Consider the following 25,657-nt stretch of genomic DNA (forward strand, 5'->3'; position numbering starts at 1 on the left):
TTCGTCTTGGACTGGAGCGCAGAGTGCGCATCAGTCCAATTTATGTGCCGGCTCGGCGGAGCGAAGCAGTTCGCTCGGCGCACAATCGAACAGTTCCTTGAAGCTGCGATTGAAATAGGAAATGTCGTTGAAACCCGCGGAATAAGCGACTTCCGCAATGGTGGTCGGGTTGCGTTGCTCCTTCAACTGCTCGATCTTTTCGCGCGCGAGACGCAACCGCTTGTCGCGAATAACAGTCGTGCAGGTCATCCCCATGCCCTGGAAATCCTGCTGGAGGGTGCGGATCGACACACCCAATCGTGTTGCCAGCCATTTTGCGTTGAGATCAGTATCGGTCAGGTGCTTATCGATCAAAATGTCGACCATCTGCATGCGTCTGCCGGCGCTATCATGGAGTGAATTCAAGCTGGCGGTCTGGATGCCGGTCGACAGGAACGCCTGACGGGTCGTATCGAACATCAACTGGCGCAGATGCGGAGAAGCTAGATCACTTTCCGGTGTCGTCATCATCTTGGCAATCAACGCACGCAGCATCATCGCCATCGGATCGCTCGCCACAAGCTTGCGGGCGACGTCGAAATCGACCTTGCGGTCCGAATACATCAATTGCCGCGGCAGATGCAGCGACAGATGATTGGAGAAGTGTCCGCGGAAATAGAACGTGGTCGGCCGCGTGGAATCCACCAGAATGCATTCGCCGACATCGAGGATGTTCTGTTGCCCGGAATGTTCCACCCCGCAGACGCCTTCAAGCTGCAGGATCAAGAACAGGTGCTCATTGGCATCCCGACGAATATCGTCCCAATCGCGGTGAACATAATCCAGATCATTGGAAACATGGGCGAACTCCATGCCGCAGACATCGATGCGGCTGGCCGTACCGACCACGCTATCGCCGCGCTTCATCGTATGCGGGTTGAAATTCCCACAGATGCTTTGAAGCTCATCCACCCATTGATCGTAAGGTGTCGGCGACCAGGCTCGATCGACGAGGTTACGATTCTGCAAGAGATCCAACTCTGCCTCCCAACAGCGTTAGCACAAAGGAAGACTGCTATAGTTCGGCTGGATCGTCAATCAATATATTTAACATATTAATTAGTTCGCTGCGGGAAACTCAATCCTCAGCGTATGGTCCACCCTCAAGCTTCAGGGATGCCAACTCTTCGAGCATATCGAGAAGCTGCTCCATCCGCTCCGCCCCAAAGCGGCTATCGATATCGGAATACACCTTCAGGCTTTCCGGCATGACTTCCTCGACGATCGCCTGTCCAGCCGGCGTAATCTGCAATAATACCCGCCTGCCGTCGGCTTCGTCCTTGTGCTTGGTGATGAAACCGCGCTCCTCGAGCGAGCGGATCATCCGCGTCAAGCTCGGCGCCAGGATCGAAGCCTTATCTGCCACCTCGGTCGCATCGAGCTTGCCTGCCTCACAGAGAACGCGGATGACCCGCCACTGCTGTTCGGTTACGTCATGCGCAGCGAGAATAGGCCGAAAATGGCTCATCACAGCCTCGCGAGCACGCAGGAGTCCTATAGCCAGAGAACGGCGGTGCTCCCGAGGCGGTTGATTGGGCGTTGCGGATGATGTGCTAACCTCTGATGGCTCTCTGAAACCACTGAACATTTGTTTTTGCATCTTGCACGCTCGGTTTAGATTCGGATGTGATTCGATTAACATGAGAATAATGCCGCGCAAGGCAATGGTCTCATATCGTAGTTTGGGATCGCATGGCGTCTGGATTGCACGTTTGCATGCAGCCAAGCAGCACTCTCAAACATAAATATCCCGACCGCCGGCCTACTTCGGAGCGGCTCCTCGACGCCGTTCGGCAGCCTGCATCATCTCAATAAACCGCCTCACCTTGGCAGGACGGAAACGTGCTATCGGCAGCACCGCATGAATACCGCCGGCTGGAAGTGTCCACTCGGGAACCAATCGCTGCAGGCGCCCGGCCGCGATGTCGTCATCGACCATATAGTCTGGAAAGACCGAAATACCCATGCCGGCTTTTACGCAGGCATAGGCTGACGATGTTTTGTCCGTCCGCACCGAGGAGCGCATCTCAACGATCTCGGATCGACGGCCTTCTTGAGAAAATACCCAGCGCAAAGGCTGGCGCAGGACCGCGTTCTCTATCCAGGGCAGCGCCGAAACGTCCGCCGGCTCCATAACTCTGGGAAAGCTTGCCGCGAGCTTTGGTGTCGCCACAAGGTACTGCTGGAATGTGCCCAGGCGTCGGGCCTTATTGCTCATATCGGTCAGCCAACCAACCCTGATCGACAGATCCAATTGTCCGTTGGCGAGATTGATGACACTGTCATCGAATATGAGATCGACGCGCATTTGCGGAAACCGCTCCCGATAGGCAGCGACCACGGGCGCAACAACAGCCGCACCATAGTCCAACGGTGCGGTCAGCGTCAGTGTGCCGGCGGGTTCGCTCGCGTGAAGGGACATTTCTCCATAGGCTGCTTCCGCTTCCCGCAGGATGATCACGCATCGGTCGTAGAATACCCGACCCTCTTCCGTCGCATGCAGCCGCCGCGTCGTCCGCATCAGCAATGAAACGCCAAGCTCCTCCTCCAGTCGGGCCACCTGATGGCTGACCACGGCCTTGGCGACACCAAGCCGCTCGCCGGCGGCGGTGAACGATCCGGTCTCCACGACGGATGTAAAAAATACCAACCTGTTGAGATTGAGGAGCTCGCTCATGTCATTGTCTGATCAGTTCATACAGTCTGTATGATTGATCGATATTTTTCTATGCGGCAAGAGCTGAGATTATCTGTCCTTACAAACCGAGGACACGAGCCATGCAGGAATTGTCAGCTACCTATCTCTTCGACCCATTATGCGGCTGGTGCTATGGCGCAAGCCCAATGATCGAGCGTCTGCGCTTGGCAGGCGTCGACCTCCGCCTCCTCCCGACGGGTCTGTTCTCGGGAGCCGGCGCACGCGAGATGGATGCGTCGTTCGCAGCCTATGCCTGGTCGAACGACCAGCGCATCGAACGCTTGAGCGGTCAGCCGTTTTCCGAGGACTATCGCTCCAGAGTTTTAAACAGGCCCGGTACTCTGTTCGACTCGGGCGCCGCCACGCTCGCCATCACGGCGGCGGGCCTTGCGGATCATCGTAAGCGCTTCGATGCGCTGCGCCTTATCCAGCATGCTCGATATGTGGCGGGACTGGACATCACTAACGTGGCTGTTCTCGCCGATTTGCTCTCTTCCGAAGGACTTGGCGAAGCTGCCCGCCTCCTAACCGAGGAATCGACCGAGTTGCTCGACGCCAGCCGGCAACTTGTCGCGGAGGGACAGAGCCTATTCCGCCGCCATGGTGCGAATGGAGTTCCGGCCCTGGTGATCGAAAGAAACAGGCATCAGCGCCTTCTGGACGCAAGTGCCCTCTTCAGCAGCTACGATAACCTGATTGCGCATTTAAAGGCCGCATAACACCACGAAGGACAAAGATAGCCATGTATTCAAGGAGAGATGTTATGAAAACCACCCTCGCCGCCGGCGCTGCCGCAGTTTTTGGTCCTGCCGGTCTCGGCAATGCCGCCGCATCGAAGCTTTCCTGGAAGCATTTCCCCGCGGGTCAGAATGGATTTTTCCGCGCTCCGGTTCTGCTTTCCGGTCCGAACGAAGCGCTGCTCATCGACGGCGGCTTCAGCTATCCCGATGGTCGCGCGCTGGCAGAAGCCATTAAGGCCACCGGCAAGACGCTGAGCGCCATTTACGTCAGCCAGTCGGATCCCGATTATTATTTCAGCCTGAAGCCGGTCCTCGAAGCTTTCCCCGGAACCAAAGTACTCGCCGCCTCCGATACGATTGCCGCCATCAAAGGCAATGTCGACAAGAAGCTTGCCGTATGGGGGCCGCAGCTTAAGGAGAACGGGCCGCAGACCCTTGCCGACATCATCATGCCGGAAGCCTTCGACGATGCCAGCCTCAAGGTCGACGGCGAGACGGTCGAGATCGTCGCGGCAGATGCGGGTCTCCCCAATCGCCGCTACCTTTTCGTACCGTCGCTGAACGCCGTCTTCGGCGGCGTCATGATCTTCTCCGGCGTCCACGTTTGGACAGCCGACACCCAGACGAAGGAGCAGCGCGTCGCTTGGGTGGCCACTCTCGACAAGATTCTCGCCCGCAAGCCCTCGGTAGTGGTTCCGGGTCATATGAATGCCGAGGCGGCGACTGACATCTCGGGCGTCGAGCACACCAAGGCATATCTGCTCGCTTTCGAGGCCGAAATTGACAAGGCCGCCGACGCAGCCGCGCTAAAGGCCGCCATGGAAGCCCGCTTCCCCGGTCTTGGAATGGGCGTGGCGCTCGACATCGGCTCCAAGGTCGTCAAGGGCGAAATGAAGTGGGGCTGACAGGCGAGCCGATCTCGAAATTATCAGGAGGGCCTATGAGGCCCTCCGAACCGAAGAGCCGATAATTTCGAGGGGGTCAGGCGGCCACAGAACGGGCGGCTTGAATATATTGAATGACGTTCAGTTCAGGCTGTCGAAGCGGTGCCGCGGCCGAGTGAGAAGTTCATTGATCCCAGGACCTGCATGAGCAGCATAAGCACACCGACGGGCTGCCCGCGCCACTGCTGCTTTTTTGCGTAGGAGATATCCTTAGTGCTCGAACAAAGGCAGGCGACGATACCACCGCTGGAGCCTTGTTCGCGGCGTCTGCTGTTTGCTCTCCGCTGACCTGCTCATATCTGCGGCGAAACTCGCGCTCTTTGCGCCGCCGCTGATCGGGCGACGCGGAATCCAATCAAGACTTGCCGAAAACGTTGACTACAAATCTTCGGGATTTTATGTCTCTAGCCGATTGTCATTCGCCGCAACACGTCCGTCTTCCAATAAAACTGGTGGACCAGGGCACCGGCGACGTGAGCAATTATCAAGGCCCACAGCAAGGCCTTCAGGATACCTGCATGTATCGAGCCTATAGCCTCGACACCAAAGTAATAGGCGGCAATGCCGGATAGTGGCATTGCGAAGATCCACACATACAGCGCCACGTGGGTCAATCGGGCCGCGGTCCGAAACAGCGCGGGTTCGTTTGTAGCCTCCTCCGGCACGCCTTGCATGAAACGAATGCCTAAGCGCACCAGCGCAAGTCCTAATATGACAATTCCAACATAGGCGTGAATGTTTGCGGCTGAAATATCATCTGGCGTTGGTTTCCCACCATTTCGCACGATGCGATGCCAGGCGTTCATGTCGTCGGGGAACAGAAGGTTGAAGAAAATCAGTAACGCGATGGTCCAGTGAAGGAGGCGTTGCAGTGGGCTGTAGTTCGAGCGTATCGGTTGTTGCATAGATTGACCCCGCACAACTGTTTCACAATTTGTTGGAACTCAGGATGCTTGTCTGAGCTGACGCTCACGTGAATTAATGCCTTTGGGTGCCATAAACTTCACGGCAAGACAATGCGTCTGGGTTCTGTTCGGTACAGTTCGTCAATCATCATAATCTCAATGGTTCGGATGACCGGCGTCACAGCTTGAGATAGCTGCCCTATTCCTTGCGTCTCAATCATTATCTCGATCATCCGACCCACGAGACACTCCCCTGCTCCGAGCGTGTCGGCCCGCCAGAAGTTCCGAGCCTGGTTTGGGAGAGATGTTTGTTTGACCTGAGATCAATGAGCGGTTCGATTGCCCGCCACGCCCGCTCTGTGTAAAGCTTGCGCTGTTTTTTCAACAGCAGGCGAATTCTGCGGCAATGATCAGACCGTCAGGTGCCGCCTGGCCTCGGGTGTGTCCAGCGTTTCGGCCAGCCCCTCATGAACGATCTCGCCGCGGTCCATGATGTAGACGTAGTCGGCAAGCTCGCGGCAGAAATCCAGGTACTGCTCGACCAGCAGGATCGCCATACCGGTGGTGTCGCGCAGATAACGGATCGCCCGGCCGATGTCCTTGATGATCGACGGCTGGATGCCTTCGGTCGGTTCGTCCAAAACCAGGATCTTCGGCCGCGTCACCATCGCCCGGCCGATCGCCAACTGCTGCTGCTGGCCGCCGGACAGGTCGCCGCCGCGACGCGACAGCATCGAGTTTAGCACCGGAAACAGGCTGAAGATGTCGTCCGGAATGTGGCGATCCTTGCGGGGAAGCGGAGCAAAGCCAGTCTCCAGATTCTCCTTCACTGTCAGCAGTGGAAATATCTCGCGGCCCTGCGGCACATAACCGATGCCATGTTTGGCGCGGGCAAACGGCGCCATGCCATTGAGCTTGACGTCGTTGAACGTCACCGTTCCGGCCGAGAGCGGATGCTGGCCGGTGACGGCACGCAGCAGCGAACTCTTGCCAACTCCGTTGCGCCCGAGCACGCAGGTGATCTTGCCCATCTCCGCCTTCAGCGAAATGCCGCGAAGGGCCTGGGCGGCACCGTAATGCAGGTTTGCGTTCTCGACCGTCAGCATCTCAATTCTCTTCCTTTTCCCAAAGCCATCCACGGCGGTCCATCAATCACCGCCCCAGATAGTTCTCGATGACCTTCGGGTCGCTGCTGACGAAATCGATCGACCCCTCGGCCAGCACCGAGCCTTCCGCGAGGCAGGTCACCTTGACGCCGAGGTCGCGGATGAAGCCCATGTCATGTTCGACGACGACGACCGAGCGGGTCTTGGCGATTTCCTTGAGCAAAATGGCAGTCTCGGCCGTTTCGGCGTCGGTCATGCCCGCGACAGGTTCGTCGACCAAGAGCAGCTTCGGCTCCTGGGCGAGCAGCATGCCGATCTCCAGCCATTGTTTCTGCCCGTGCGAGAGGTTCGCCGCCAACTCATCCTTGCGATGAGGCATCCGGACCGTTTCGAGGATCTCGCAGATGCGGTCGCGATCGGCACTCGACAGCCGATAGAACAGTGTCGAAAAAACGCCGCGCGACCGGTTCAGCGCAAGCTCGATATTGTCCCAGACGGTGTGGCTCTCGAAGACGGTCGGTTTCTGGAATTTGCGGCCGATCCCGAGCTGGGCGATGTCGGCTTCGTCCTTCTTCGTCAGGTCGATCTGACCGTTGAAGAAGACTTCGCCGGAATCCGGCCGCGTCTTGCCGGTGATGATATCCATCATCGTCGTCTTGCCGGCGCCATTCGGGCCGATGATGGCGCGAAGCTCTCCCGGCTCGATGACGATCGACAATGAATTCAGCGCCTTGAACCCATCGAAGGATACGGAGACGTTGTTGAGGTAAAGCATGCTTGTGGGCTTGCCGTCCGGGATCATGGTTTCACTCCGCCGCCTGAATGGTCTTCTCCGCGCTGTCTTCGTCAGAATCCGCCGAAGCGTTGCGTGCCGGGCGTGCGCCGGCGCCGTACTTCGCGATCGTGCCGATGACCCCTCGCGGCAGGAAAAGCGTGACTGCAACGAAGAGGCCACCGAGCGCAAAGAGCCAGAATTCCGGAAACAGACCGGTGAAGATTGTTTTGCCGCCATTGACGAGGATTGCGCCGATGATCGGCCCGATCAGCGTGGCGCGGCCGCCGACCGCCGTCCAAATGACGACTTCGATCGAGTTGGCGGGCGCAAATTCCCCGGGATTGATGATGCCGACCTGCGGCACGTAAAGAGCGCCGGCAATGCCCGCCATCATCGCCGAGACGGTGAAGGTGAAAAGTTTCACGTTTTCGACGCGGTATCCGAGGAAGCGCGTGCGGCTTTCAGCATCGCGCACACCGACCAGCACCTTGCCGAATTTCGATCGGACGATGCCGGAGGAGATCAGCAGCGCAAGCGCCAGGAACAGGGCGCTTAATGCAAAGAGAACGGCTCGCGTCCCGTCCGCCTGGATATTGAAGCCCAGGATATCCTTAAAGTCGGTCAGGCCGTTATTGCCGCCGAAGCCCATGTCGTTGCGGAAGAAGGCGAGGAGCAAGGCGTAGGTCATCGCCTGGGTGATGATCGAAAGATAGACGCCGTTGACGCGGGAGCGGAAGGCGAACCAGCCGAAGACGAAGGCGAGAAGGCCCGGCACCAGCACGACCATGATCGCCGCGAACCAGAATTGGTTGAAGCCGTACCAGAACCAGGGCAGCGCCTTGTAGTTCAGGAACACCATGAAGTCGGGCAGGATCGGATCGCCATAGCTGCCGCGGGTGCCGATCTGGCGCATCAGATACATTCCCATCGCATAGCCGCCGAGCGCAAAGAATGCGCCGTGACCGAGCGAGAGGATGCCGCAGAACCCCCATACCAGATCCAGCGCCAGCGCCAGCAGCGCATAGGTCAGGTATTTACCGAACAACGACATCACGTAGGTCGGGATGTGCAGGGGACTCGTCGGTGCCGTCAAGAGATTGGAGGCCGGGATCAGCACCGCGAGCGCAATGAGGATCAGGACGGCGACGATGACCTTGCGGTCGAAAGACCGGAGCAGAAAGGCTGTAATCATGATTCAACTGCCCTTCCTTTGAGCGCGAAGAGCCCACGTGGCCGTTTCTGGATGAAGAGAATGATGAGGACGAGCACCAGGATCTTGCCCAGCACTGCGCCGGCATAGGGCTCGATGAACTTATTGAGGATTCCGAGCGACATGGCGCCGACCAGCGTGCCCCAAAGATTGCCGACCCCACCGAAGACGACGACCATGAAGCTGTCGATGATGTAGGCCTGGCCGAGATTGGGCGAGACGTTGTCGATCTGGCTGAGCGCTACGCCGGCGATACCGGCGACGCCGGAACCGAGCGCAAAAGTGAAGGCATCCACCCATGCGGTCCTGATACCCATCGAAGAGGCCATGCGGCGGTTCTGTGTGACAGCGCGCATCTGCAGACCGAAGGGCGAGCGCTTCAGGAGTAGCAGCAGCGCAAAAAAGACCACCAGCGAAAAGACGATGATCCACAGCCGGTTCAAGGTGATATCGAGACCGCCAAGTCCAAACGAGCCGGACATCCAGGTTGGATTGCGCACTTCGCGATTGGTTGGCCCAAAGATCGAGCGAACGGCCTGCTGCAGGATCAGGGAGATTCCCCAGGTCGCCAGCAGCGTTTCCAACGGCCGCTTGTAGAGGAACTGGATCACCAGACGCTCGATCACGAAGCCGACGAAGCCGGTGAAGAGGAAGGCGGCGGGAACTGCGAGAGCCAGGGAGTAATCGCTGAGTTCAGGGGTGAATGAGCTGATCGCCTCCTGCACCACATAGGTCGTGTAGGCGCCCAGCATCACCATTTCGCCATGCGCCATATTGACGACGCCCATGACGCCGAAGGTGATGGAAAGCCCGATGGCCGTGAGCATCAGCACCGAACTGAGGGACAAGCCGTACCAGATATTTTGCGCCACATCCCACAGGCTGAGCGTGCGATTGATGCTGTCGATATCGGCCTGGATGGCACGCTTCAGATGCTCGGGCGCGGTCTGCATGGCAGCGGTCAGGATTGCCAGAGAATCGCGATCGCCACGGGCCGCGATCGTGTCGATGGCAGCCTTCTTATCCTCGGTGCTGGCGTCGCTCTTCAGAAGTATGACGGCGCGGGCGGCTTCCATCGCCTTTTTGACCTCGCCGTCCTTTTCGGCGGCAAGCGCGGAATTTACGAGCTCGAGATTGGCAGGATCGGCATCCTTCAGCATGTCCTCGGCTGCGGCAAGCCGTGCGGATCGGTCCGGGCTCAGAAGCGTCAGTTGGCTGAGGGAAGCGCTGATGACGCCGCGAAGGGCATTGTTGATCCTGACCTTCGTCATGCCGTCGGGATCGATATCCGCCGCAGCCTCGCCGGTGATTGGATCGGAATAGGTGGGCGTATCGTCAGTGCCGCCTTGGAGAAGCACAGGCCCGCCATCCTGGCTCACATAGAGCAGGCCATCGCTGAGCTGCTGCAGGATCTTGCCGACATGGGGATCCTTGGAGGCGACAAGCGCCTTGATCGCCACTTCTCTTTCGGGGAAGTCGCCGATGCCGAGCGCATTGACCAGCGTGTGAATATTGTCGTCGGCTTTCACCGCGGTCGCCAGGGCCGGCATCACCAGGCAAAACATCAGCAGGAAAATCTTGATGGCGCGAAACATCGGCCCTCTAGCCTCGGTTGTCAGGGACCCTCGCGGCAAACCTCCGAAAGGGTGGGCTTCCGCCCGGAACGGCGTCCGGACGGAACTGATTTTGGGATCGGATGATCAGGCTGGCATTACATGCCCTTGCCGCCGCACTTGCCCGTAACGACATTGAAGTTGCCGCAGGACATCGGCTTGCGCCAATCGGAGATCAGGTCCTTGGAGTCCGGCAGGTAGTCGGACCATTCATCGCCGACGACGGCAGGCGTCTGCTGGACGATGTCGAACTGGCCGTTGGCCTGGATTTCACCGATCAGTACCGGCTTTGTGATGTGGTGGTTCGGCATCACGGTCGCATAGCCGCCGGAGAGGTTCGGAACTGTCGTGCCGACGATGGTGTCGAGTACCTTGTCGGTGTCGGTCGTGCCGGCAGCCTGAACGGCCTTAACCCAGGCGTTGAAGCCGATATAGGCAGCTTCCATCGGGTCGTTCGTCACGCGCTTGTCGTTCTTGGTATAGGCGTGCCATTCCTTGATAAAGGCCTTGTTGGCAGGCGTTTCGACGGATTCGAAGTAGTTCCAAGCGGCGAGATGGCCGACCAGGGGCTTGGTATCGAGACCGGCAAGTTCTTCTTCGCCGACCGAAAAGGCGATGACCGGAATGTCGGTTGCCTTGATGCCCTTATTGCCGAGTTCCTTATAAAACGGAACGTTGGCGTCGCCGTTGATCGTCGAGACGACGGCCGTCTTCTTGCCGGTAGAACCGAAATCCTTGATCTTCGACACTTCGGTCTGCCAGTCGGAGAAGCCGAACGGCGTATAGTTGACCATGATGTCTTCCTTCGGAATACCCTTGGAAATCAGGTATGCCTCGAGGATCTTGTTGGTCGTGCGCGGATAGACGTAGTCGGTGCCTTCGAGCACGAAGCGCTTCACGCCTTCCTTTTCCATCAGATAGTCGACGGCCGGAATAGCCTGTTGGTTCGGCGCTGCACCGGTATAGATGATATTGCGCGAAGACTCTTCGCCTTCATACTGAACCGGGTAGAAAAGGAGCGAGTTCAGCTCTTCGAACACGGGAAGGACCGACTTGCGCGAAGATGACGTCCAGCAACCGAAGACGGCGGCGACGTGGTCCTTCTGGATCAGCTCGCGTGCCTTTTCCGCAAACAGCGGCCAGTCCGAAGCCGGGTCGACAACGACGGCTTCCAGCTTCTTGCCGAGAAGGCCGCCCTTCTTGTTCTGCTCGTCGATGAGCATGAGCATGGCGTCCTTGAGCGTCGTCTCGGAGATGGCCATGGTGCCCGAAAGCGAATGGAGAATGCCGACCTTGATCGTATCGTCCGCAGCGTAGGCAGCGCCGTGGAACAAGGCCGACGTGGACATGGCGGCACCGAGCACTGCTCCTGTGACATATGACTTGAAGTTCATTTGATAGGTCCCCTCTTCTAGTTGCGTGCAGCGACGCTAACGAAGGTTAACGCGGCTTGAGGGGACTATCCGGCAGGCGTTTCCGTTTCCACATACGCAATATGACGTAGGCGCGGGGGCGAAATGTGCAGTGCAGCACGCTTCGCTGGCTTTAAGGCCCGGTTCGTTCCGTGTTACGACTGAAGACGACGACACGTGATCCTGGAAGCCAAGGGACAGGCATGGCAGCGCGGCAACGCATCATACCAGTCAGACGCGAATATAATCGCTGGGTGGCGAACCAGACGCTGGAAGACTATGCCTTGCGCTTCACCGCCAAGAGCGCCCGGCAATTTTCCTCGCAGCGCATTTCGCAGACGGCGATCGGCGCCATCTCTTTCCTGGCCTTGGAAGCAATCGGGGGCGCGATTACCCTTTCTTACGGCACGACCAACGCCTTCTTTGCGATCCTCGTCGCCTCGATCGCGATGCTTGCGATCGGCCTGCCGATCAGCCGTTACGCCATCCGCCACGGCGTCGACATCGACCTCCTGACGCGCGGCGCGAGCTTCGGCTATATCGGCTCGACCATCACCTCGCTGATCTATGCCAGCTTCACCTTCATGCTGTTTGCGATCGAAGCCTCGATCATGTCCGGCGCATTGGAGCTGACGCTCGGCATCCCGCTCTGGATCGGCTATATCATCAGCGCCTGCATGGTCATTCCCCTCGTCACTCACGGCGTAAGACTGATCAGCCGGTTTCAGCTTCTGACTCAGCCCTTCTGGATCGTGCTGAATGTTCTGCCCTTTATTTTCATTGCTTTTTCCGATTGGCAGAAGTTCGATCTCTGGCGCGCTTTTGCCGGCATTCATCATGCTTCGGGGCCGGCCGGCACAGTCGCCCCATTCGATCTCGTCGAATTCGGTGCCGCCTCCGCCGTCATCCTCGCCCTGATGTCGCAGATCGGCGAGCAGGCCGACTTCCTCCGCTTCCTGCCGCCGGAGGGCCATCGCAAGTGGCGCCATCGGCTGGCGATCTTCCTCGCCGGCCCAGGCTGGGTGATCATCGGCGCCCCGAAATTGCTCGCCGGCTCCTTCCTCGTGGTATTGACGCTGACATCAGGCGTACCGGCCGGCCGCGCCGCCGATCCGGCGCAGATGTATCTGACCGCTTTCGGCTACATGATCCCCTGGCACAATGCCGCGCTGCTGCTGATGGCCGCTTTCGTCATGATCTCGCAACTGAAGATCAACGTCATGAATGCCTATGCGGGATCGCTCGCATGGTCGAATTTCTTCTCGCGGCTGACGCACAGCCATCCGGGCCGCGTCATCTGGCTCGTCTTCAACGTCGCGATCGCGCTTCTCCTAATGGAGCTCGGCATTTATCGCCTATTGGAAGAGACGCTCGGCATCTTCTCGATCGTGGCCCTAGCCTGGCTCTGCACAATCTCTGCCGATCTCTTCATCAACAAGCCGCTCGGCCTTGCGCCTCCAGGCATCGAATTCAAGCGCGCCCATCTCTACGACATCAATCCGGTCGGACTCGGCGCCATGGCGCTGTCGGCCACGATTTCGCTGATTGCCCATTTCGGCGCCTTCGGCACCATCGCAGCTTCGCTTGCACCCTACGTTACCTTGATCATCGCTTTCCTGGCCTCGCCCGGGATCGCCTGGGCGACCGGGGGCAAGTTCTATCTTGCTCGCAAGCCCCGCCAGAGCTGGAAAAACCAGACCGGCATCACCTGCTCGATCTGCGAACATCCTTTCGAGCCGGAAGACATGGCCTGGTGTCCGGCCTACGCCGCACCAATCTGTTCACTTTGCTGTTCGCTCGACAGCCGCTGCCATGACATGTGCAAGCCGAACGCGCACTTTAACGCGCAGGTCGGAACCATCGCAAAGACATTGCTGCCGGATACCGTCGTCCAGAAGCTCGCGACCCGCCTCGGCCGCTACGGCATCGCCGTCGTACTGGCGCTGACTGCCGTTGGCGCTATCCTTGCGATGATTGCCCATCAGGTGGGTTCCGCTTCGCCGGAAACGGCGGAGGTCGTCGACCGCACTATCCTGATCGTCTTCTTCGTCTTCGCCGTCATTTCGGGCGTCGTCTGCTGGTTCTACGTTCTCGCTCATGACAGCCGAGTGGTCGCGGAGGAGGAATCCTCACGCCAGAATACGTTGCTCTTGAAGGAAATCGCTGCGCACAAGAAGACGGACGCCGCCCTTCAGAGTGCCAAGGAAGCCGCCGAGGCAGCCAACCGCGCCAAGAGCCGCTATGTCGTCGGCCTGAGCCATGAACTGCGTACGCCGCTCAATGCCGTCCTGGGATACGCGCAGATCCTCGAGCGCGACGAGACGATCCCGACGCCGAGACAATCCTCCATCAAAGTCATTCGCCGTAGTGCCGAACATCTGTCGGGCCTGATCGATGGCCTGCTCGATATTTCCAAGATCGAGGCTGGCCGCCTGCAGGTCTATTCGAACGAGATCAACATCCATGATTTCCTCGACCAGATCGTCGATATGTTCCGCCCGCAGGCGCTGGCAAAGGGTCTCGAATTCGTGGAAACGCGTGCCGCCGGCCTGCCCGACTTCGTCCGTACCGACGAAAAGCGGCTGCGTCAGATCCTGGTGAACCTTCTGTCGAATGCCATCAAATTCACCGATCAGGGCAGGATCACTTTCGATATCGCCTATCGCAGCCAGGTCGCAACCTTCACGGTTGCCGATACTGGCCGCGGGATCGCGGAAAGAGATCTCGGCCGAATCTACGAGCCCTTCCAGCGCGGCGAGGCCGACAGTGTCAGGCCGATGCCCGGCCTCGGGCTCGGGCTGACCATTACCCGGCTCCTGGCCAACACACTCGGCGGCGAGATCTCCGTCGCCAGTGAAAAGGACAAGGGATCGACCTTCCGCGTACGCCTTATGCTTTCCGCAGTTCAGCGCCAGACGAAGCCACCCGCTCAGGAACAGAAGATATCCGGTTATGACGGGCCGCGCCGCACAATCGTCGTGGTCGACGACAACGAGGACCATCGCGAGCTGATGCGCGAAGTGCTGACCCCGCTCGATTTCGTCGTCCTGACGGCGGTCAGCGGCCCGGATTGCCTGACGCTCATCGAAGGCATCAAGCCCGATCTCTTCCTGGTTGATATCTCGATGCCCGGCATGAGTGGCTGGCAGCTAGTGTCGCGCCTGCGCGAAAACGGCCAGACGGCTCCCATCCTCATGCTCTCGGCCAATATCGGCGACACTGCGGCTGCGCAAGGAAGCGACGACAGCCACAACGACGCCATCGCCAAGCCCGTCGACATCCGGCAGATCCGCGACAAGCTCGCCCTCCATCTCGGCCTGAAGTGGACCTATGCCGACGCCCAACCCGTTTCGCCGCCAAAACCGGCGCTCCCTTTGAAAACTCCGGGCTGGACGCATGTGCAGGAGTTGATACGCCTGGGCGAAATCGGCTATGTCAGGGGCATAGAGGCCAAGCTTGCGGATCTCGCCAAGCTTGAGGAAAATCAGCCTTTTACCAATGCGCTGCGCCCTTATGTCCAGACCTTCGATCTCGACGGCTTCCTGGATTTCCTAAACAAGTTCGACGACGAAAAGGTAGAACCGATTGGCTGAGCCCGCCCTTCCCCGCGATATCGTTCTTCTCGTGGATGACTCGCCGGATGCACTGGGATTTCTGACCGATGCGCTGGAACAATCCGGCTTCTCGGTTCTGATCGCCACGTCGGGCCAGGCAGCGCTGAACATCGTCGAGCGCATCACACCCGACCTCATTCTGCTCGACGCCGTCATGCCCTCGATGGACGGCTTCGAGACCTGCCGCCGCATCAAGGCCAATGCAGCCGTGAGCCAGGTGCCTGTCATCTTCATGACGGGGCTGACCGAGACCGAACATGTGGTCCACGCGCTGGAATCCGGCGGCGTCGATTATCTCAACAAGCCCATCAATGTCGATGAACTGCGGGCGCGTATCCGCGTCCATCTGCGCAATGCCCGTTCGGCCCAGAGCGCCCGCGTCGCGCTGGATGCCGCCGGTCGCCACCTGCTTGCCGTCAAGGGAAACGGCAGTATCCAGTGGTCGACCCCACAGGCGACCCGCCTCGTGAATGCCGCGACAGGCAGCGACGACGGCCTCGACATCGTCGTCAAGCACATCGCCGCCTTCATGCAAGCGCGCGAGAAATCCGCCGCCGCAAAAGGCAACCAGCTAACGATCACTCAGGATGGCCAGGCGGCACTGCAGCTCGCCTTTCTCGGCACGATCGGTCCCGACGAACACCTTTTTCGGCTAACGGCGTCGAACAAGCGCAGCGACGACGAAATCTTGCGCCAGCATTTTTCACTCACCCAGCGCGAATCCGAAGTACTGCTCTGGATCGCCAAGGGCAAGGCCAACCGCGACATCGGCGAAATCCTCGGCCTCTCGGCCCGCACCGTGAACAAGCATCTCGAACAGATCTACGTGAAGCTTGGCGTCGAAAACCGCGCTTCGGCGGCGGTGAAAGCGGCGCATGTGCTGCACGAGATATGAGTTGCAGTGGATCGGATAAAAGCAAATCAGATATTCAGACCGCCGAGACGCGTCTGAATCCGCCAACAATTCTATCTGCGACTCACTGAAATCTTTTGCGAAAATTAGCCTTCAGACACAGAGCATCCATTTTGTTGCCAAAAAACCATAATTGTTCCACGAACATCACACATTAAAGACTCAACGTTGAGAATTGGATCGAAGCTTAATGCGTATAAAATGCGGTTTCCTGTTTGCATTCCTGGCAATTGCTCCGTCGGCATATGCTCTGGAAACCGGTTCACCACCAGTTTTGGCGCCGCTGCAGCAACAAGCGCAGGCCGCTCATCTGAGCGCGGAATTTCTCACGCGCTTCCACTATAAGCCCGTTCCGCTTGATGATGCCTTATCGGCCAAGATCATGGACCGGTTCATCAAATCTCTGGATCCGGATCGTGTCCTCTTCCTGCAGGCGGATATCGATAAGTTCATGGCTGACAGCGCCAAGATTGACGACGCCATCAATCATGAAGACTTGCAGATCCCATTCTCGATTTTCAACGTTTATGAGCAGCGGGTGGTTGACCGCATGAGCTATGCCCGCAGCCTGCTCAACCAGAAATTCGACTTCAGCGTCCAGGAAGACTATCCGCTCATCCGCGACAAGGAGCCCTGGCCGCAATCCGAAGCGGAAAGCAACGACTTGTGGCGCAAGCGCGTCAAGAGCGATTGGCTGCGTTTGAAGCTTGCCGGTAAAGACGATGCCGGCATTCGCGACACGCTCGACAAGCGTTATCAAAATTCACTGCAGCGTGCCTATAAGTACAAGAGCGACGACGTCTTCCAGACGTTCATGGACGCTTATACTCGCTCGATCGACCCCCATACCGACTATTTCGGTGCGGCCGCTTCGGCTGAATTCGATATTTCAATGAAGCTTTCGCTGGTTGGTATCGGTGCGGTATTACAGGAAAGAGATGACTACACAGCGATCCGCGAGCTCGTGGCCGGCGGCCCGGCACAATTGTCCGGCAAGCTTGCCGTCGGGGACCGCATTATCGGCGTCGGTCAAGGCGAGAACGGCCCAATAAAGGAAGTGGTCGGTACACGCCTCGACGAAATCGTGCAGATGATACGCGGCGCAAAGGGTTCCGTTGTGCGCCTGGACATCTTGCCGGCGGATGCTGGGCCGGATGGCAAGCACCACGTCATCAGCCTGGTTCGAGACAAGATCAGCCTAGACAAACAGGCCGCCAAAAAGACGATCCTGCCGGTAAAGGATGGCGATGCCACGCGCAAGATTGGAGTAATCACCTTACCCGCCTTCTATGAAGACTTTGAAGCGCGGCGGAAAGGCGACAAGGATTACAAAAGCGCGAGCCGCGATGTCGCCAAACTCCTCGGTGAACTGAAGCAAGACAAGGTCGACGGGGTTCTGATCGACCTGCGTGACAATGGCGGCGGGTCATTGTCCGAAGCGATCGACCTGACGGGCCTGTTTGTCGGCAAGGGTCCGGTCGTCCAGCAGCGCAATGCTGACGGTGAAGTCGAGGTAGAGAAAGATGATCTCTCCACGCCCGCCTGGACCGGCCCGGTTAGCGTGCTGATCAATCGCGGCTCGGCGTCGGCGTCGGAGATCTTTGCCGCGGCGATACAGGATTATGGCCGAGGCGTGATCGTCGGCGAGCCGAGCTTCGGCAAGGGCACGGTGCAAACCGTGGTCAATCTCGATCAGGTGGCTCATAATCTCAAACCGAAATTCGGCGAGCTGAAAGTGACGGTCGCCCAGTTTTTCCGTATCGATGGCGGCACGACGCAATTGCGGGGCGTCACGCCCGATATCAGCTTGCCGGGCCTTTCAGATCTGACGACCTTCGGTGAGGCAAGCTACGACAATGCCTTGCCGTGGACCCAGGTCAAGCCCGCGAACTACAAGCCTTCAGGGGACATAAAGGCGCTCCTGCCGCAGCTACAAAGCCGCCACGATGCTCGAGTGAAGAACAATCAGGATTTCCAACGCTTTGCAGAAGACGTTACAGAACTGAAGGCGCAGCGCGAGAAGCGGGTTGTCTCCCTCAATGAAACCGAACGTCGCAATGAACTGGCTGCTCAAGCAAGTCGTCACAAGGCGGGCGACCAAATCAACGATGGTGTCAATGCTGGCAACGACGATGGCCTGCAGGCAGACGAGCGTAGCCTGAGTGCTGATATTGCCATTGAAAATGCCCGCAAGAACGTCAAGGACGTCTTGCTGAACGAGGCGGCCTCCATTCTTGCCGATGAGGCAGACCTGCAGAAAGATGTGCCGAAGATTGCCATACAGCGATCGGGGAACGTTGACGGAAACCAGTAATTTCTCGGATGGCACACCCGACATATTGAGTAGCGAAAGGCGCGGAGGACCAGCGAGTCACTCCGCCTTCGCGATTTCGCAATAAAGAATATTGCGGTTCTCGCCAAACCAGACGGATACTTTTGCTTCCAGGTTGGCGGTGCTCGCGTCGGCAATCATTTGCATGTCGTTTTCCGAACGCAGGAGGAGAGGCCAATTCATGAACGTTTCCATGTAGCCGTCCACCTCGATTTCCTGCGAGAAATTCGCAAACAGGAAGGAGCCGCCGGGCTTCAGCATTTCAATGCATTTGCGCGTCAGTCTGACGGCAACCGGAAACGTTAGATAATCGTAGAGACCTGCAGCATAGATGTAATCGAATTGCCCGAGAGCATGCTTGTTGGAAAGCAAGCTCTTCACCGAACCGCCCACCGCCTCGATACATGTTCCGGCAAAATCGCGCGCAACGGTCTCCACACTCGCGGGATCCTGATCGAGCGCAATCCAGCGTTTGATTTTTCTGTCCCTAAGCGCAGATGACAACGCGGCTTCGCGAAGATGTCCCGACGCCACCGCCAGAACCTCGACCGAGCCGGGTCGATCCTTGGCGTACTCATCCACCCGTCGAGCCAGGATATCGCGGCGCTCTCTCACCGCAACGGATGAAGAAGCATTTCTGGTGTATTCATATATGCTTTTACCGAGGTCAGTGGATGCAGTGATTTCTCCGTCGACATTGGCATGACCGTAAATGAAGTCGAGCAAATGTGCGTCACCCGAATAGCCGCGCGGTTTATCGAACGACCATCGCGTGAACGGATCCTGAAACAGAAAATGAGCGACAGGATGGTTCTGGGCAAGGAAGACGATCTCATTCCATATGCTGGCGTGAAATCGACGGCGAATCAGATGCAACGCTTGCGATAGTCGGCTGATAATCACATTGGGATTCACTTCGGATCGAAACTGTCGAAGCGATAAATCGAGCGTAAGAGCAAGCTCCGCCTTCGCGGTTATCATCTGATCAGAGGATGGAAGATAGTCTGGTTCTGTGGGTTGAAAAGCTTGACCCGGTGCTATGAGACTCTCACCGTCGAACTTAAAGCCTTGTGCCATAAATGAACTCCGTCCACGCAATGTTAAGCATAAATATGTAGACGACAGAACGCGATTGGATTTTGCACGTCAAGAGGGTATTTCTAGCAGTACGAGCTAAATTTCGTGGCCATCACGGACAAGATCTTGAAATCGGTGAACTCACGTTTATCGGCAGCAATGCTCGAGGGGGGCGTCGCCGCATGTTCTATGACCAATCATCTTCAGAGCAGATCGCGTCCGCAGCGCCCGCAAGGGCCACTTTTCCGGATGCAGACAGCGTTGTGGCGACAGAAGATCACCATGGCTCCGCTTTGGAGATGAAAGCAGACTACGCATCGGAAAATGATGCCGTTCGTCGGGAATGGGCGCGTAAAGGCTTGTGGATGGCCGTCGCCGTTTACCTCGCCTTTGCCGCGCCTGATAGCTGGCTCATTCCCGACGTCGCGCCGCTGACAATTGTCATGCGATTCGCCGTCGGCGCCATTGTGCTTGTCGCCTTTGAAATGTTGAGGTTGGCGAAGGCGAAGACCGTTTGGCTGGACATTACCTGTGCTTTGGCGCTGATCTCTGGGTATGTCGGTTGGCTTTATCCGGCTATCGCCACAAAATACGCGATGAGCATGTCCTACTACATGATCTTCGGCGCGATTTTCATGATGGGCGCGAACCTGTTCTTCAGCTTCTCGTTTCGCCTGTCTGTCCTGACATCCGGCACCGTATTGGTCGTGTTTTTTGTGGCGCTGTACGGCTTTTTTCCATCGACACCGGCTTACCAACTCGCCTTTGGACTATTCTACGTCTCGTGCTTTGTATTCACCTCGTTCGTGAACTGGCGTCTGAATGTCGAGCGTTACAATGTTTTCCTGAATGCGGTGGAAGCTCGCCACCAGCATTGGGAGGCGACGGAACGCGGAAAGGCATTGTTGCGTCTTTCGCATACCGATTACCTGACAGGCATCGAGAACAGGCGCGCGATCGATCGGAGGCTGGACGAATGTTGGAGCGCCTGGAAAAATGAAGGCCGTGAATTTTCTGTTACCCTGATCGACGTCGACTTCTTCAAGCGTTTCAACGATCGGTACGGCCATCAGGAAGGCGACCGATGCCTGACCATTATTGCCGCGACGCTTCAAAAACTGGTTGAGCGCCATGGAGGCATCATCGGCCGGTATGGCGGCGAGGAGTTCATCGTTGTCATGCCTCTGCAGACGCAGGATGAGGCTACCGACATGGCGGGCAAAATTCGACACGAAGTAGAGACGCTCGCCATCCGCCATGAAGAGCGGCCGGACGACATACAATTCGTAACGGTGAGTATCGGTCTCGCTTTTGTCAGCGCGCGATCGGGGGCAAAGGTGGAATGGCTTGTGCGTGAGGCCGACCTTGCGCTCTACAGTGCCAAGGCCTCTGGCCGCAACTGCGTTCGAACATTTGATCCGACATTGCGGCGTCCGAACGAGGACGCCGGAAAATTGGTGCCGCTGCTGGCGGCAGCCATCGATCGGGGACTGGTATCGCTGGTCTATCAACCGATATTCGATCTTAGAGACGGCCAGATGAAAGCTGTCGAGGCCTTGATGAGACTGCGCCTGCCCGATGGAAGCTCCGTGCCGCCGAGCGTCTTCATTCCCATCGCCGAACGGACTGGGTCCATTATCGAATTGGGTCGCTGGGCGATCAAGACGGCATGTCAGGACATTCTGGCATCAGACCGTATGACCACCGTAAGCGTGAATGTGTCGCCGGTACAGCTAAGATCTCCGGGTTTCGCCATGAGCGTTGCAGCCATCCTGGAAGAAACGGGGGTATCCGGGTCCAGGCTTGCGTTGGAGGTCACGGAAGGTCTGGACATGGAGATGCAACCCGAGGTGCTGCAGTGCATCGCCGATCTCCAGGCGCTCGGCGTCGAGATTTGGTTGGATGACTTCGGCTCTGGCTACGCGGGATTGTCGTGGCTCCGGGCAATCGAGTTCGACACCGTCAAGGTTGACCGAACCTTCCTGCATGATTGTTCGGACCAGCGTGGACTGACCATGTTGCAAGACATGGTCGCTCTCATCCGCAACCGGGGAAACACCATTCTGGTGGAAGGTGTGGAGACGGAGGCCCAGATGTCCGTACTCCAGAGCCTCAGTATTGACCGCGTTCAAGGGTTTCATCTGGGCAGACCGGTGACTGCCGATTTATTGGCGGCAAGCGCATAGTGCCTCTCAGCAACTGGTCGATGAGCCGGTCTGGCCGTGCGATGTTGTTGATTCATTCTTTCTTAATCGTGCGCCTTAAACACGGTTTTATAATTTAGCGATATACAGTCTGGAAACTGCCATGAGGGCGGATCGAGCGCGAATGAACTGCGTCGCCAGCCCTGGTGGTTTATAAGATGTTTCACACACTTCTTCGCTTCGTACGGAGCAAATCCGGCAATTTCGGCATGATCACCGCGCTCCTCGCCGTGCCTTTGATCGGCGCGGCTGGCTTGGCGGTCGACTTTTCGAATGCGCTCAGCTTGCGCAGCCAGCTCTATGAAGCTGCCAATGCTGCGGCGCTCGGAGCGATCTCGGAATCCTCCAGCGGCGTAGCGGCGGCCATGGCCATGTCTGGAGACGGCGTGGTGACAATCGGGCAGGATGAGGCGCGGAAGCTCTTCTTCGGTCAACTCGCAAGCGACTGGAAGAATGTTCCTGTCAATGTCGATATCTCGGTGACGAAGACTGCCAATGTCGTAACGTCAAACATCACTTTCCACGCGACTGTTCCAACGTCGTTTCTGCAGATCCTTGGCGACTCTTCGATTCCGATCGCCGGATCGGCCTCTGCGCAATACCAGACCGCCAGCTTCATCGATTTCTACATGCTGCTCGACAACACACCCTCCATGGGCGTGGGAGCAACATCGACCGACATCGCGAAGATGCAGGCGAATACCAGCGACAAGTGCGCCTTCGCCTGCCACAACATGGATACGACCAACAACTATTATAATCTGGCGAAGAAACTCGGAGTGAGCATGCGCATCGACGTGGTGCGCCAGGCGACACAGAAGCTGACGGAGACCGCGACCACCAGCCGTTCGACGCCCGATCAATATAGGATGGCCGTCTACACCTTCGGCACGCAGGCGGAGAGCGCACAGCTAACGACGGTATCCGGCCTGTCGTCCGACATGACGCAGGTCAAGAGTTATACCGACGCCGTCGATCTCATGACCATTCCCTACCAAGGCTACAACAACGACCAGACGACGAGTTTCGACAACGCGCTTACCCAGATGAAGACGAACATGGGCACGGGTGGCGGCGGCACCAGCAGCACAGATCGCGAAAAGGTTCTCTTCTTCGTGACGGATGGGGTTGGTGACAGCAAAAAGCCATACACCTGCACGAAACCCTTGACCGGCACTCGATGCCAGGAGCCGATCGACACCTCCTTCTGCCAGCCGCTGAAGGATCAGAACGTCAAGATCGCCATTCTCTACACGACCTACCTGCCGTTGCCGGCAAACAACTGGTACAATACCTGGATCGCTCCCTTCCAATCGCAAATCCCGACACGCCTGCAAAGCTGCGCATCGCCTGGCCTGTATTTCGAGGTCAATCCTACACAAGGCATCACCGACGCCATGAATGCACTCTTCCTCAAGATCATCAGAAGCCCTCGCTTGACGAGCTGAGATTTCGCGCGGTTTCTAACGATGACGCAAATGAGGACGGATTCAAACAAAGATGGGTCGGCTCAACGGGAGCGTCGCCGTTCGGGTTCTCGCCACACTGGAAGGTGCAATGCTGGCGGCGAACGTCCTCGACGACCAGTCGTTGTTCAATCATGAGGAACGCAGCAAGGCATCGATCTCGGCGCGCGACGGCATGGCGGGGGCCGTGCCTGGCCGCGTCACGGCAATAGCCGCGGTCGCGCAGCCGAAACGAATGGCCTCGACGGGCGCACATCCTTCGGAAATCGCCGTGGCGAAGCCGCCCAGAAAGGCGTCCCCGGCCCCGGTTGTGTCAACGACATTGCCCGCCGAAAATGCCGATATGAATTCGCTCTGCCCGGCCGTGTGATAGAGCGCGCCGCGTGCCCCGAGCGTGATAATCGCCGCACGGGCTCCTCTATTCAGCAGGATGATACCCGCCGCGCGGGCCTGTTCGTCGGTTTCGATCGCGTGGCCCACCAGTTCGGCTGCTTCCACCTCATTGGGCACAACGAAATCGCACAAGCCGTAGACGCTGTCTGGAATGGCGTGGGCGGGCGCTGGGTTGAAAATCGTCGTAGCCCCTGCATTTTTCGCTATCGATAGCCCGCGTATGGCCGCCTCGAGCGGCTGTTCGAGCTGGGTCATGAAAATGGCGGCGCTTTCAATTTCCGCCCGGTTCGCATCGACATCTTCGACGCCGATAAGGCCTGCCGCGCCCGGCGCAACGATAATAGCGTTGTCGCCGCTCACTTCGTCGACGAAGATGAAGGCGGCGCCTGTGGAAACGCCTTCCATCTTCATCACATTGGCTTTGACGCCTGCCGCCGCATAGGCCGCAAGGGCCATCTCGCCGAACGGGTCGTTGCCAATCCGCGAGATGAAAGTCACCTTGCCGCCGGCCTTGGCCGCGGCGATCGCCTGGTTGGAACCCTTGCCTCCCGGCCCGAGCGTGAAACCCGAGCCCATCAAAGTCTCGGCAATATGAGGCATGCGCTTGGCCTTATAGGCGGTATCTGCGGCAAAAATGCCCAGAATGACTATTCCGCTTTTCTCGCTCATCTGACGTCCTCCATCGGAATGACACCTTTGGTCAGAAGGAAGCATCCATAGAACCGCAGTTCGCCCGTTGCGATGACACAATAGGCCTTCGCGGCGATGTCATAGAAGGCCATCCTTTCGACCGAATACATGGGCGAAGGCTTACCTTCGGCGCGGTCGACAATGGCTTGGACTTCCTGTTGAATCGGCGGAATTTCATTCGGCTTGCCAATCACTTCCATGCGACCCGCCGAAGGCTGGATCGGCGTGTCCAGCGGGAAGACGGAGAGAATTGCGTCGATCGCCTGCGGTGCGGGAATGTTTTCCATGGTCAGCAGCCTGCCCAGGCGGGTCTGGCGAGCTATCGAATCCGATGGAAAGTTTCTGTCGGAAATGACTAGAGAGTCACCGTGTCCCATATCGCAAAGCGCTTGAAGAATGTCGCCGCTGAGTTCGGCTCGGATACCCTTGAGCATGGATCTTTCTATCCCTTTCTGGCGGCCAGAGCGCCGGCCTTGCTTCAATTCGTATGTTCGGTTGTATGTCCGGCCATATTGGCCTTGGCGCGCAAGCACGGGCCGGTCGAACTGCGGATAATCAGCGATGCGTCAATCATCTCGTCTCGCGTGACCAATGACTCATCGAGGAGAAGGCTGACCGCGCGCCGCGCCAGCATGTCTGCCGGCTGGCGTATGGTTGTCAGCCGCGGCACGACGAGATTGGCAAGGGAAATGTCGTCGAAACCCGTCACCGAAAGCTTTCGCGGCACATCGATCTTGAGATCGCGCGCAGCGCGCAGAGCGCCAATGGCCTGCTGGTCGCTAGCCGCCGCAATCGCGGTGGGCCGATCATGCGGCGGGCGTGAAAGCAGCTCGCGGGCAATTCTTTCACCGGATTCGTAGTCGAATTTGCCGTGGGCAATTTCCAGTTCGACGGGTTCGCCGGTCTTGCCGTACCAGTTGATCTGGCTGACGAATCCCTCCTTGCGCATGCGCCCCGCCTCGGTGTCGGCCGGCCCGGCAATATAGGCGATGCGGCGATGCCCGAGCTGATAAAGATGGTCCGCTATCAGCGCAGCCGCCTGCGCATGGTTGGTCGACACCAGGGGAAAGGTGCCGAAGCGCCGATCCAGCGATATGACGGGGACCGATGCTTCCAGGTGGAGGCCAGGACTGTCGCTCGAAGCCACCACGATAATGCCGCGCACCGACCGGTCGAGAAACGCAGAAACGTGGCTCCGCTCCGCCTCGCGATCCTCATGCGAGCTTGCCAGCATGAGGCTATGCCCGCATTCGAGGGCCGCACGCTCGACGCTTGCCGCAAGCTGCGCAAAGAAAGGGTTGGTGATGTCGGGAACGATCAGGCCGATGACATCCGTTCTACTGGTGCGCAGGGCTCTCGCCGTCACGTTCGGGCGGTAACCGAGCGCAGAAATGGCGCCATTGACCTTTTCGCGCAGCACGGGTTTGACCGCGGCTTCGCCCGACAGCACGCGCGAAACGGTGCCCACGGACACGCCCGCATATTCGGCCACATCCTTGACTGTGGGCATCTTTGACATTTTCAAA

Annotated in this window: 19 protein-coding genes and 1 pseudogene; 7 read left to right on the plus strand and 13 right to left on the minus strand. The window is 58.2% G+C overall.

Features of this window, described 5'->3' with window-relative positions:
- Window positions 1–30 precede the first annotated feature (30 nt).
- The 3 genes from QA646_RS25445 to QA646_RS25455 form a co-directional block, all read right to left on the minus strand.
- Window positions 31–1,017 (minus strand): helix-turn-helix domain-containing protein, encoded by a 987-nt coding sequence (locus QA646_RS25445; protein ID WP_283059505.1) that lies wholly within the window; start codon window positions 1,015–1,017, stop codon window positions 31–33.
- Between the two features lie 100 nt (window positions 1,018–1,117).
- The gene (gene hpaR, locus QA646_RS25450) at window positions 1,118–1,681 is read right to left on the minus strand and encodes a homoprotocatechuate degradation operon regulator HpaR (RefSeq protein WP_283060561.1); all 564 of its coding nucleotides are present in this window, start codon (window positions 1,679–1,681) and stop codon (window positions 1,118–1,120) included.
- Window positions 1,682–1,801: 120 nt separating this feature from the next.
- A complete protein-coding gene (locus QA646_RS25455; protein WP_283059506.1) occupies window positions 1,802–2,716 on the minus strand; it encodes a LysR family transcriptional regulator in 915 nt (304 codons plus the stop codon).
- 101 nt (window positions 2,717–2,817) lie between these two features.
- Between QA646_RS25455 and QA646_RS25460 the strand changes: the two genes are divergently transcribed.
- Entirely contained in the window at window positions 2,818–3,456 is a 639-nt protein-coding gene (locus QA646_RS25460) for a DsbA family protein (protein ID WP_283059507.1), read from the plus strand.
- 23 nt (window positions 3,457–3,479) lie between these two features.
- Window positions 3,480–4,382 carry a twin-arginine translocation signal domain-containing protein gene (locus QA646_RS25465; RefSeq protein WP_283059508.1) on the plus strand — a complete coding sequence of 301 codons (903 nt, stop codon included), beginning with the start codon at window positions 3,480–3,482 and terminating at the stop codon, window positions 4,380–4,382.
- A gap of 443 nt (window positions 4,383–4,825) precedes the next feature.
- Here QA646_RS25465 and QA646_RS25470 read toward each other — a convergent pair whose 3' ends face one another.
- The 6 genes and pseudogenes from QA646_RS25470 to urtA form a co-directional block, all read right to left on the minus strand.
- Window positions 4,826–5,326 (minus strand): cytochrome b, encoded by a 501-nt coding sequence (locus QA646_RS25470; protein ID WP_283059509.1) that lies wholly within the window; start codon window positions 5,324–5,326, stop codon window positions 4,826–4,828.
- A gap of 410 nt (window positions 5,327–5,736) precedes the next feature.
- Complete coding sequence (urtE, locus tag QA646_RS25475; protein WP_283059510.1) at window positions 5,737–6,432, minus strand: urea ABC transporter ATP-binding subunit UrtE; 696 nt, start codon at window positions 6,430–6,432, stop codon at window positions 5,737–5,739.
- Window positions 6,433–6,478: 46 nt separating this feature from the next.
- Window positions 6,479–7,234, minus strand: a complete 756-nt coding sequence (gene urtD / locus QA646_RS25480; protein WP_283059511.1) for an urea ABC transporter ATP-binding protein UrtD — start codon at window positions 7,232–7,234, stop codon at window positions 6,479–6,481.
- Window positions 7,235–7,328: 94 nt separating this feature from the next.
- A pseudogene (urtC, locus tag QA646_RS25485) lies at window positions 7,329–8,399 on the minus strand (urea ABC transporter permease subunit UrtC); the annotation flags it as partial.
- On the minus strand, window positions 8,396–10,012 hold the full coding sequence (gene urtB / locus QA646_RS25490) for an urea ABC transporter permease subunit UrtB (RefSeq protein WP_283059513.1): 1,617 nt from the start codon (window positions 10,010–10,012) through the stop codon (window positions 8,396–8,398). The pseudogene urtC and the gene urtB, both read right to left, overlap by 4 nt.
- 116 nt (window positions 10,013–10,128) lie before the next feature.
- Window positions 10,129–11,424, minus strand: coding sequence for an urea ABC transporter substrate-binding protein (gene urtA / locus QA646_RS25495; protein ID WP_283059514.1), 1,296 nt, complete (start codon window positions 11,422–11,424; stop codon window positions 10,129–10,131).
- Window positions 11,425–11,645: 221 nt separating this feature from the next.
- Here urtA and QA646_RS25500 point away from each other — a divergent pair, with 221 nt between their 5' ends.
- The 3 genes from QA646_RS25500 (at window position 11,646) to QA646_RS25510 (ending at window position 18,283) form a co-directional block, all read left to right on the plus strand.
- A complete protein-coding gene (locus QA646_RS25500; RefSeq protein WP_283059515.1) occupies window positions 11,646–15,035 on the plus strand; it encodes an ATP-binding protein in 3,390 nt (1,129 codons plus the stop codon).
- On the plus strand, window positions 15,028–15,951 hold the full coding sequence (locus tag QA646_RS25505; protein ID WP_283059516.1) for a response regulator transcription factor: 924 nt from the start codon (window positions 15,028–15,030) through the stop codon (window positions 15,949–15,951). The genes QA646_RS25500 and QA646_RS25505 overlap by 8 nt, the downstream gene beginning before the upstream one ends.
- Window positions 15,952–16,159: 208 nt before the next feature.
- The gene (locus QA646_RS25510) at window positions 16,160–18,283 is read left to right on the plus strand and encodes a carboxy terminal-processing peptidase (RefSeq protein WP_283059517.1); all 2,124 of its coding nucleotides are present in this window, start codon (window positions 16,160–16,162) and stop codon (window positions 18,281–18,283) included.
- A gap of 57 nt (window positions 18,284–18,340) precedes the next feature.
- Here QA646_RS25510 and QA646_RS25515 read toward each other — a convergent pair whose 3' ends face one another.
- Window positions 18,341–19,378, minus strand: a complete 1,038-nt coding sequence (locus QA646_RS25515) for a class I SAM-dependent methyltransferase (RefSeq protein ID WP_283059518.1) — start codon at window positions 19,376–19,378, stop codon at window positions 18,341–18,343.
- 299 nt (window positions 19,379–19,677) lie between these two features.
- Here QA646_RS25515 and QA646_RS25520 point away from each other — a divergent pair, with 299 nt between their 5' ends.
- Window positions 19,678–21,564, plus strand: coding sequence for a GGDEF and EAL domain-containing protein (locus QA646_RS25520; RefSeq protein WP_283060562.1), 1,887 nt, complete (start codon window positions 19,678–19,680; stop codon window positions 21,562–21,564).
- 176 nt (window positions 21,565–21,740) lie between these two features.
- Window positions 21,741–23,030 carry a pilus assembly protein TadG-related protein gene (locus QA646_RS25525; RefSeq protein ID WP_283059519.1) on the plus strand — a complete coding sequence of 430 codons (1,290 nt, stop codon included), beginning with the start codon at window positions 21,741–21,743 and terminating at the stop codon, window positions 23,028–23,030.
- A 150-nt stretch (window positions 23,031–23,180) separates the two neighbouring features.
- Here the strand turns inward: QA646_RS25525 and QA646_RS25530 are convergent, their stop codons facing one another.
- The 3 genes from QA646_RS25530 to QA646_RS25540 are packed head-to-tail and all read right to left on the minus strand — an operon-like array spanning window position 23,181 to window position 25,650.
- A complete protein-coding gene (locus QA646_RS25530; RefSeq protein ID WP_283059520.1) occupies window positions 23,181–24,110 on the minus strand; it encodes a ribokinase in 930 nt (309 codons plus the stop codon).
- Entirely contained in the window at window positions 24,107–24,565 is a 459-nt protein-coding gene (locus tag QA646_RS25535) for an RbsD/FucU domain-containing protein (protein ID WP_283059521.1), read from the minus strand. The genes QA646_RS25530 and QA646_RS25535 overlap by 4 nt, the downstream gene beginning before the upstream one ends.
- A 44-nt stretch (window positions 24,566–24,609) precedes the next feature.
- Window positions 24,610–25,650, minus strand: a complete 1,041-nt coding sequence (locus QA646_RS25540) for a LacI family DNA-binding transcriptional regulator (protein WP_283059522.1) — start codon at window positions 25,648–25,650, stop codon at window positions 24,610–24,612.
- Between the last annotated feature and the right edge of the window lie 7 nt (window positions 25,651–25,657).

This window comes from Rhizobium sp. CB3090 (genome assembly GCF_029714285.1).
Taxonomy (GTDB): domain Bacteria; phylum Pseudomonadota; class Alphaproteobacteria; order Rhizobiales; family Rhizobiaceae; genus Rhizobium.

Excerpts from the sequence above, each read along its gene's own strand:
- hpaR (WP_283060561.1), bottom strand. The coding sequence starts at position 1,681 with ATGTTAATCGAATCACATCCGAATCTAAACCGAGCGTGCAAGATGCAA.
- QA646_RS25455 (WP_283059506.1), bottom strand. The coding sequence starts at position 2,716 with ATGAGCGAGCTCCTCAATCTCAACAGGTTGGTATTTTTTACATCCGTC.
- QA646_RS25460 (WP_283059507.1), top strand. The coding sequence starts at position 2,818 with ATGCAGGAATTGTCAGCTACCTATCTCTTCGACCCATTATGCGGCTGG.
- QA646_RS25465 (WP_283059508.1), top strand. The coding sequence starts at position 3,480 with ATGTATTCAAGGAGAGATGTTATGAAAACCACCCTCGCCGCCGGCGCT.
- QA646_RS25470 (WP_283059509.1), bottom strand. The coding sequence starts at position 5,326 with ATGCAACAACCGATACGCTCGAACTACAGCCCACTGCAACGCCTCCTT.
- urtE (WP_283059510.1), bottom strand. The coding sequence starts at position 6,432 with ATGCTGACGGTCGAGAACGCAAACCTGCATTACGGTGCCGCCCAGGCC.
- urtD (WP_283059511.1), bottom strand. The coding sequence starts at position 7,234 with ATGATCCCGGACGGCAAGCCCACAAGCATGCTTTACCTCAACAACGTC.
- urtB (WP_283059513.1), bottom strand. The coding sequence starts at position 10,012 with ATGTTTCGCGCCATCAAGATTTTCCTGCTGATGTTTTGCCTGGTGATG.
- urtA (WP_283059514.1), bottom strand. The coding sequence starts at position 11,424 with ATGAACTTCAAGTCATATGTCACAGGAGCAGTGCTCGGTGCCGCCATG.
- QA646_RS25500 (WP_283059515.1), top strand. The coding sequence starts at position 11,646 with ATGGCAGCGCGGCAACGCATCATACCAGTCAGACGCGAATATAATCGC.
- QA646_RS25510 (WP_283059517.1), top strand. The coding sequence starts at position 16,160 with ATGCGTATAAAATGCGGTTTCCTGTTTGCATTCCTGGCAATTGCTCCG.
- QA646_RS25515 (WP_283059518.1), bottom strand. The coding sequence starts at position 19,378 with ATGGCACAAGGCTTTAAGTTCGACGGTGAGAGTCTCATAGCACCGGGT.
- QA646_RS25520 (WP_283060562.1), top strand. The coding sequence starts at position 19,678 with ATGAAAGCAGACTACGCATCGGAAAATGATGCCGTTCGTCGGGAATGG.
- QA646_RS25525 (WP_283059519.1), top strand. The coding sequence starts at position 21,741 with ATGTTTCACACACTTCTTCGCTTCGTACGGAGCAAATCCGGCAATTTC.
- QA646_RS25530 (WP_283059520.1), bottom strand. The coding sequence starts at position 24,110 with ATGAGCGAGAAAAGCGGAATAGTCATTCTGGGCATTTTTGCCGCAGAT.
- QA646_RS25535 (WP_283059521.1), bottom strand. The coding sequence starts at position 24,565 with ATGCTCAAGGGTATCCGAGCCGAACTCAGCGGCGACATTCTTCAAGCG.
- QA646_RS25540 (WP_283059522.1), bottom strand. The coding sequence starts at position 25,650 with ATGTCAAAGATGCCCACAGTCAAGGATGTGGCCGAATATGCGGGCGTG.